The sequence below is a fragment of the Ruegeria sp. BHSC026 genome (assembly GCF_059613065.1).
Genome location: NZ_JBXWRV010000018.1, coordinates 47,273 through 53,778, shown reverse-complemented (window position 1 = coordinate 53,778; position 6,506 = coordinate 47,273). Strand labels below are relative to the sequence as shown.

Annotated in this window: 8 protein-coding genes; 2 read left to right on the top strand and 6 right to left on the bottom strand. The window is 59.9% G+C overall.

Annotated elements, in window-relative coordinates:
• Nucleotides 1–491: 491 nt before the first annotated feature.
• A complete protein-coding gene (locus tag AC2FME_RS16320) occupies nucleotides 492–1,199 on the top strand; it encodes an ORF6N domain-containing protein (RefSeq protein WP_496681943.1) in 708 nt (235 codons plus the stop codon).
• Here AC2FME_RS16320 and AC2FME_RS16315 read toward each other — a convergent pair.
• The 5 genes from AC2FME_RS16315 to AC2FME_RS16295 form a co-directional block, all read right to left on the bottom strand.
• Nucleotides 1,196–1,549 carry an MmcQ/YjbR family DNA-binding protein gene (locus AC2FME_RS16315; RefSeq protein WP_496800997.1) on the bottom strand — a complete coding sequence of 118 codons (354 nt, stop codon included), beginning with the start codon at nucleotides 1,547–1,549 and terminating at the stop codon, nucleotides 1,196–1,198. The two genes, AC2FME_RS16320 and AC2FME_RS16315, sit on opposite strands and share 4 nt — an antisense overlap.
• 64 nt (nucleotides 1,550–1,613) lie before the next feature.
• Nucleotides 1,614–1,841 (bottom strand): hypothetical protein, encoded by a 228-nt coding sequence (locus AC2FME_RS16310; RefSeq protein ID WP_496800996.1) that lies wholly within the window; start codon nucleotides 1,839–1,841, stop codon nucleotides 1,614–1,616.
• A 177-nt stretch (nucleotides 1,842–2,018) separates the two neighbouring features.
• Complete coding sequence (locus AC2FME_RS16305) at nucleotides 2,019–2,474, bottom strand: excalibur calcium-binding domain-containing protein (protein ID WP_496800995.1); 456 nt, start codon at nucleotides 2,472–2,474, stop codon at nucleotides 2,019–2,021.
• 63 nt (nucleotides 2,475–2,537) lie between these two features.
• The gene (locus AC2FME_RS16300; RefSeq protein WP_496742234.1) at nucleotides 2,538–2,945 is read right to left on the bottom strand and encodes a universal stress protein; all 408 of its coding nucleotides are present in this window, start codon (nucleotides 2,943–2,945) and stop codon (nucleotides 2,538–2,540) included.
• A gap of 72 nt (nucleotides 2,946–3,017) precedes the next feature.
• Nucleotides 3,018–3,338: an antibiotic biosynthesis monooxygenase family protein gene (locus tag AC2FME_RS16295; protein ID WP_149777133.1), complete on the bottom strand. Its 321-nt coding sequence runs from the start codon at nucleotides 3,336–3,338 to the stop codon at nucleotides 3,018–3,020.
• Between the two features lie 152 nt (nucleotides 3,339–3,490).
• Between AC2FME_RS16295 and AC2FME_RS16290 the strand changes: the two genes are divergently transcribed.
• Nucleotides 3,491–4,156, top strand: a complete 666-nt coding sequence (locus AC2FME_RS16290) for a hypothetical protein (protein ID WP_496800994.1) — start codon at nucleotides 3,491–3,493, stop codon at nucleotides 4,154–4,156.
• 43 nt (nucleotides 4,157–4,199) lie between these two features.
• Here the strand turns inward: AC2FME_RS16290 and AC2FME_RS16285 are convergent, their stop codons facing one another.
• Nucleotides 4,200–6,485, bottom strand: coding sequence for a glycosyl hydrolase family 28-related protein (locus AC2FME_RS16285; protein ID WP_496800993.1), 2,286 nt, complete (start codon nucleotides 6,483–6,485; stop codon nucleotides 4,200–4,202).
• Nucleotides 6,486–6,506: the final 21 nt, after the last annotated feature.

Sequence of the window (6,506 nt, the reverse complement as noted above, 5' to 3'; positions counted from 1 at the left end):
AGGCGCGCCATCTGCGCATCCGTCAGCCAGAAAAGATCAGACATGTTCTCCGCTCGGTTTTCGAACCGTGAATCACGCCCCTACGCGGAAATCAATGGGTCCTGACCCTAGTCGGGGAATCATACGAAGTTCCGCTCCATAGTGCGAAACAAATCTCCTGTCTTCTAAAAAGAGAATTGCCCTTTCAACATCAAACAAATACCTGTCACACGGTGGCAGAGATCGACCCCACCAAAACCAGTAATCAGATTGATAGTTTATGACAGCCACTGCGCTACTCAGGCTTTTATTTGCGTGAAGGAGCTTCTTTTTTATGTTTAGGTTTATTTTGACCATTGGAGTGCGCGATCTTATGTCTATGGATCTGAAATGAATTTGCCAAGGCTTAGCAAGACAGTGACGAGAAGCCAAGCACCCCACACTCCACCCTTGCAGCCCAGCGCCCTCTCCTCCACGTTTGAAATCACAAATTGTGATTCCAAACGGACGCTATGACGAACGCCAAGAACCTGCCCTCCACGCATGAGGTCCAAAGCGCCATTCACCGGGTGCGCGGCACCCGCGTGGTGCTGGCCGAGGATCTGGCACGGTTCTACGGAAAATCCGTGAGCGCCTTCAATCAGGCCGTCGCGCGCAACAAGGACCTGTTCGAGGGCTACCGCTTTCAGCTGACCGATGCCGAGGTCGCCGATTTGATATCACGGAATGTGATTTCAAAGCCCAAAGGCCGCGGTGGGCGGCGGGTCAATCCGTGGGTCTATACCGATTACGGCGTGGCCATCGCCTCGACCCTGTTCAAGGACCCGCGTGCGATCAAGATTACCCGGATGATCACCGAGGCCTTCGTCGACGGCGCCAACGCCCTGGCTGAAACCCCACGCAGCGCGCCCGAGATCCTGCCGCCCGAAGGTACACCCGCCCCACTGCTGCCCAATGGCGAGCAGTTGAGGGCGCTGGCCGAAAACATCCTCGATTCCGGGCAGCAGAGCCTGGTCGACTACATCGCCAACCCCACCACCAAGCGCCAGCAGGCGGTGGCGGTGATCATGAAGACGCTGGCCGAAACCGCAGGCGAAGAGGTGCGCACCCAGCACGAGCGCCTGCGCCTGCGCATCGCCGAACGGTTGGCCGCGGGCGATTACGCCGATGACGATGATCGCAAGCGGCTGATCGAACTGTTGCAGGCGATGAAGGGCTAAAGCCCCAGCTCTGCCCGCATCTTTTTCGTCAGCCTGGCCACGACCATCTCGTAGGACGTCACGATGTGGTCGCGCAGGGACGCGTCGCTCATCCCGCGTTCGTCGTAAACCTGCAGCCATTTCATGCCGCGCGAGGCCAGGTAGGGCGCGGGCCGGATGCCGGGCTGATCCTGCAGTACTTCGTAGGTCAGATCGGTGGCCTTGAAAGTAAAGGCGTCCTTGCCGTCGTTCCAGCCGCAGATCGCAAACACCTTGCCGCCCACCTTCCACACATCCGCGTTGCCCCACTGCACAACGTGGCTCGTGGCCTTGAGAGAGGCGCAGAAGGCGTTGAATTCGTCCCGGGTCATGGGGCGCAGTGTCACCGACCCGCTCAACACTGGCAAGCGGGTAGCGATGGCCATGCCAAAGGGATCAGCCCTTGTCCCAGTGCGCCACCACATCAAAACCGGCCGGCGAGGGCGGTCCTTCCATGAATTCGGCGAAATGGCCCCACAGCTCGGCCACCTTCGGCGCATTCGCGTTCGAGGTTTCCTCGCTCTCGACCACCGAAATCACATATCCGCTGCCGTCTTCGTTCATCACGTTGGTAAAGCTATGCATGCCGGGCATGCCCATTATTTCGGCCTTCAATTCATTCATTTTTGCCGTGGCCGCCTCACGCGTTCCAGGCTTCATCTTGAATTGGGTAATTCTTGCAAACATGGTTTTTCTCCCTGTCTGTGGGCGAAATTGCCGCTTGCAGCTTAGCATACACGGGCAATTTTCCGTACAGACACAGGCAGAACGATCGCTGCATGCGGACGAGACAACCGCAGGTCAATCCACTTGGGGACGAACGAATTTGGCAGCGCCAATCTTACGTTGAGTTTGGCTGTTGGACCGGTCGGGCCTCGGCGCGACCGATTGAACTGGCGCCGGCGCGTTGAACCGATCTGTCGCGCCGGTTTCGCAGGCGATCCCGTTGCCACCGGGGTCGTTGCGCTCGTGATACCCCAATTGCCCCTTGCGCATCGGGCCAAGCCCGACCGAACGCGCCGCCTCGCAGCCCGCCAGCGCCCAAAGGTGCATCATCGCACCGGTGCGGTCATACTCGGACGTGCGCAGGTAGATACCCAAGGCGATGCCCGCAACGGTCACCGGCAGGGTCAGCACCATGAACAGGATGCGCCACGGTGAAAGCGCCCGCCGCCGCGTGGCATCCGCCCTGCGTTGCCTCCGCAAGACACGTCTGTCGGTAGCCGAGCCTTGGGCGGCCTTCGTTTCATCGATCATGCGCCGTTTCTGAACCAACACTGTGGCAATGCCGTGGCGCCGACACCGAACCGGCCCACGGCGTCAACGCACCACATGCACCGCGCATTTGGCGTGGCGCACCACATGGGTCGCCGTCGACCCCAGCAGCAGATCCTGCATGCCGGGCCGGTGCGAGGCCAGAATGATCAGGTCAGGCTTGTTGGACTCGGCCCAGTCAAGGATCGTACGGCCTGAATGACCCTCAACCACGACGCCCTTGGCGTTTGGCAGCTTTGCGGCCAGGGTGTTGAGCTCGTCCTGGATCGCCTTGCGCGCCTCGGTCAGATATTCTGCCGGCATATAGGAAATCGCATAGTCGGGAATGTGCTCGACCACATGCAACAGCGTCACCTTCGCATCCGGTGTCGCCAGGATCTTCGCCAGTTTCAGCGGCGCCGAGGTGTCACGCTCGGCATCGAAGGAAATCGGGACAAGAATATTGTGATACATGGCTCGCGCCTCCTTGAGTTTCGCCGGCAGAATGAAACGCCCGGCGGAAACGGACCTTGATCCAGGTCACGGTCAGTCGAAAGTTTCGGCAACGTCGTACATCACCGGCTCGAAACTTTTGCACAGTTCGTTGATCCGACGGTTGCGCTCTCGCATCTCGGGCGTCCGCAGCATGGCCAGAAAGTCCTCGCGCCGCCGCCACTGGGAATAGTTCGCGATCCGCGTCTGGGCGTCGTTGACATGCAAGCCCGCGGCAATGAACCCGGGCTGCTTGGAAATGAAGTTCGCATAGGCGTCCGTCAGCGCTTCGAGCAGGTCCTGGCATGTGCCCGGCGTCATCTCGAACGTGGTGATAACGGTCTGAACATTCGCATCTTTTGAAATCCTGGGCATCTTGCTCCTCCTGTTTTGAGATCAAGATTATCACAGCTTTTCGTAAGGTCTCGGTTTTCCTGCATTGGCGGGAACGCCCCGGTTCAAATGGCATTCAGAGAAATGAAAGCAAAGCTAACACTCTGTTAACCAAGATTGACGAATTTGCCTTCATGACCCGTTTGATCGCGCTTCTGCTCTCTTGTCTTCTTGCGTCCGGCCCGGCGCTGGCCGGTGCCTGGCTGCGCGAACAGAACAAGGCGTTCACGGCCCTGTCCGTGACCGGGTTCCGCCAAGAGGATGGCGCAACCGCCTACAAGACGTCGCTGTATGCCGAATGGGGGCTGCGGCCGAACCTGACCATAGGGTTGGACGCCGAGGAACACCGCGATCTCTACGGCCATGCGCTGGTGTTCGCGCGGGTTCCTGTGGCGGATCTCGAAGAGGCGGGGCGTTTTGCCGCCGAATTCGGCATCGGCGCCCATCATCGGCAGCTTCAGGCCTGGGCGATGTACAAGGCGACATTGTCGTGGGGAAAAGGGTTCAAGACCCGGGTCGGCGGAGGGTGGATGGCGGTGGACGCGTCTTTTGAATACCGAACCCACGAGGCGGTGATCCGAAAGCTGGACTTTACCGCAGGCCTGTCCTCGCCGCGGCGCATCGACCCGCTGTTGCAGGTCGAAACCTCTTATGTGTCCGGGCGCCCGTTCTATTGGAGCGCCCGGCCATCCATCATGTATCGCCCGAAAGACGGCCCAAACACCTGGCTCGTGGGGCTCGAGAAGAACTCGTTCAAAGATTCGGTCGGCCTCAAGCTATCCCTGTGGCGCGATTTCTGATCGCAGGCGACCGGCAGCGCCGAGACTGCCGGTCAACGGGCGATCACCTCTCGACGCGCATGACCACAGTGACCTGACCACTCAGGCTTTCTGGCCACCGCAACCGCACCCGATCCTCTGCGCCACCCTGTTGCAATTGTACGTAAGGGGCCGCATAGCGAACCGCGCCCAGCGATGACTTGAGCGCCGCAACGGCCACGACACTGTCGCAACCGCGGGCTTGCCCGCCAAAGGGCAAGGCGCCACCGGAATCGACCAACCAGGCTTGCGCGGCCGAGTTCTGTTCGTGGCGCACCCGCAGAGGGTTGGCGGTTTTAATGGTCACGTTGTGATAGGTATTGTTGGCGAAGGTGACGTTGACAAAGCGGTCTGGGTCCAGCCCGGCAAAGCTGGTGTCGACGCGATCCACCCGATCGATCTTCCCATTGGCGGTACGGAACTTGTTGCCCGTAACCGTCAGCCCGTTCAGGAAGTGGCCGCTTCCATAGGGCCGGATAACGATATAGCTGAACCAGGCCGCGACATCGCTGCTGTAGAAGATGTTGTCAGTGATGCTCATGGCGCTGAACGAAAAGCCCGAGGCATAGTCAGGCGCGGCATCTCGTTCGTTGGTCCATTCGACAAAGCAGTTGTCAATGTAATTCTCGGCAATGGCCGAGCTGTTGTACGTGCCGGTCATGACCAACCCGGCGTTCCGCACCCCGTTCGGAACGCTGTCCCCCTGAAAGAAGTGGTTGCCTAGAACAAGGTTGTTGTCGCCGCCCAGCACCGCAAAGTGATGGAACCGCACCGCCCGGTTGTGGCGCAACTTGACGTCATTGGCGTTGGCATTCAGCGCGATCGAACTGCGATCCGGCACATCAAGGGCCTCCTCGCTGGACAGAAACTGACACCCGTCGATCAGCATCCCCTGGCAGCCCACCCCGATCGAGGTGATGCCGCGATCCTTGGGCCGGCTGACGAAACAGTTCTTCAATACGAAGGTGTTGCCACCCGGTGCCAAGCGAATGCCGCTGGACCGGCCGTTGCACTGGAATTCGATGTCCTCCATGCCGAATTTCTGCAACGCGCTGAAGCCGCTGAAGTCCAGCAGATACTTGAAATCCACGAAAGTGTAGGTCTGTGTTCCGGCGGCGTCATGGATCGGAGCGTTCAACGTGATCTCGCCCGCGCCTTCGTTTTTGGACCGCACATAGATTTCGCGTCCGACGCCGCTTCCCTGGACCAGGGCGCCGACCGGAATGTTGGCAACGTTTGCCACGTTGGTCAGCCTGTATGGATCCGCCGGATCATAGGTCGCGGTCGAGGTGAACGTCTGGGTATCCCACGCAGTGCTGTCCTTGACGTCGAACTGCCCGTTTCGGATCACGCGGCGGGTGGAATAGCTGGAGCGGTTTGGCACGGCGGCCTGCATGTCGATGGGGGCCGAGACCGAAATCTTGCGGCCGCACAGATCCAACGACTCATGATCGACGTTGTTCAACAGCGCCTGAAACGCCTTCTTGAAGGCAAGTGTTTCGTCGCCAAACGCTGTGACATAGGTCGACAGGTCGAAATTCTTGGTCAGCAGCAGCATCCGGTCATCGGGCATAATGACCGTACCTTCGAAATCGACCTCCGAGTCCAGCCCCACGTCCTGCCCAAGGTAATAGACGCCCTCGGGCACATAGACCCGGCGGCCGTTGGCGGCTTGATCGGCGGCCTTGAAAGCCGCGGAATCATCGGTGACCCCGTCGCCCACGGCACCGAAATCGCGCACGTCCACCAGGCTGATCATGTCGCGCAGAAACACGCCAGTTACGTCGGTGATCTCGATGTCATCGACGCGCACCACGGCCCCGTTGGCGCCTTCGATATCCAGCCCGAAATGCCCATAAATGGCCGACATGCCCCACGGCATGTCCACGCCGGAGCGCTGGCCGGTGCCGACGATGGCCGTGATCTCGTGAACCAAGCCATAGGCCGTCAGTTGCGTGTCAGGCCCCTGTTCAACCAGTCCCGGAACATGCATGTCGCCGGCACCGCCGGCCCAACCTGCAATCCGTACTCGCGGCAGCGGACCGCTGACCGCCTTGACCCGTGCCTTGATCTGCAAATAGCACCCTGGCAACAGCGGTGTCTGTCCCATATAGCGCAGCTGCTGGATTGTATTGACCTTCAGGATCTCCAGGCACCCGCCGAAATCCGCATCCGCCGGCACGAACGCCCCCGAACCCGATCCATCGTATGTGGGCGTACCGGGCGTCCCGTCGCCGCTTGACCATACATCCAGACCATTCGCGAATTGCGGCGGCATGAACACGATGCCGTCGGTGATTGCCTTGTTCATTGAATACCCTTTCCCAATCGC

What these genes read in the sequence shown, in the direction of transcription:
- AC2FME_RS16320 (WP_496681943.1), top strand. Translation starts at nt 492, where the DNA reads ATGACGAACGCCAAGAACCTGCCCTCCACGCATGAGGTCCAAAGCGCC.
- AC2FME_RS16315 (WP_496800997.1), bottom strand. Translation starts at nt 1,549, where the DNA reads ATGACCCGGGACGAATTCAACGCCTTCTGCGCCTCTCTCAAGGCCACG.
- AC2FME_RS16310 (WP_496800996.1), bottom strand. Translation starts at nt 1,841, where the DNA reads ATGAATGAATTGAAGGCCGAAATAATGGGCATGCCCGGCATGCATAGC.
- AC2FME_RS16305 (WP_496800995.1), bottom strand. Translation starts at nt 2,474, where the DNA reads ATGATCGATGAAACGAAGGCCGCCCAAGGCTCGGCTACCGACAGACGT.
- AC2FME_RS16300 (WP_496742234.1), bottom strand. Translation starts at nt 2,945, where the DNA reads ATGTATCACAATATTCTTGTCCCGATTTCCTTCGATGCCGAGCGTGAC.
- AC2FME_RS16295 (WP_149777133.1), bottom strand. Translation starts at nt 3,338, where the DNA reads ATGCCCAGGATTTCAAAAGATGCGAATGTTCAGACCGTTATCACCACG.
- AC2FME_RS16290 (WP_496800994.1), top strand. Translation starts at nt 3,491, where the DNA reads ATGACCCGTTTGATCGCGCTTCTGCTCTCTTGTCTTCTTGCGTCCGGC.
- AC2FME_RS16285 (WP_496800993.1), bottom strand. Translation starts at nt 6,485, where the DNA reads ATGAACAAGGCAATCACCGACGGCATCGTGTTCATGCCGCCGCAATTC.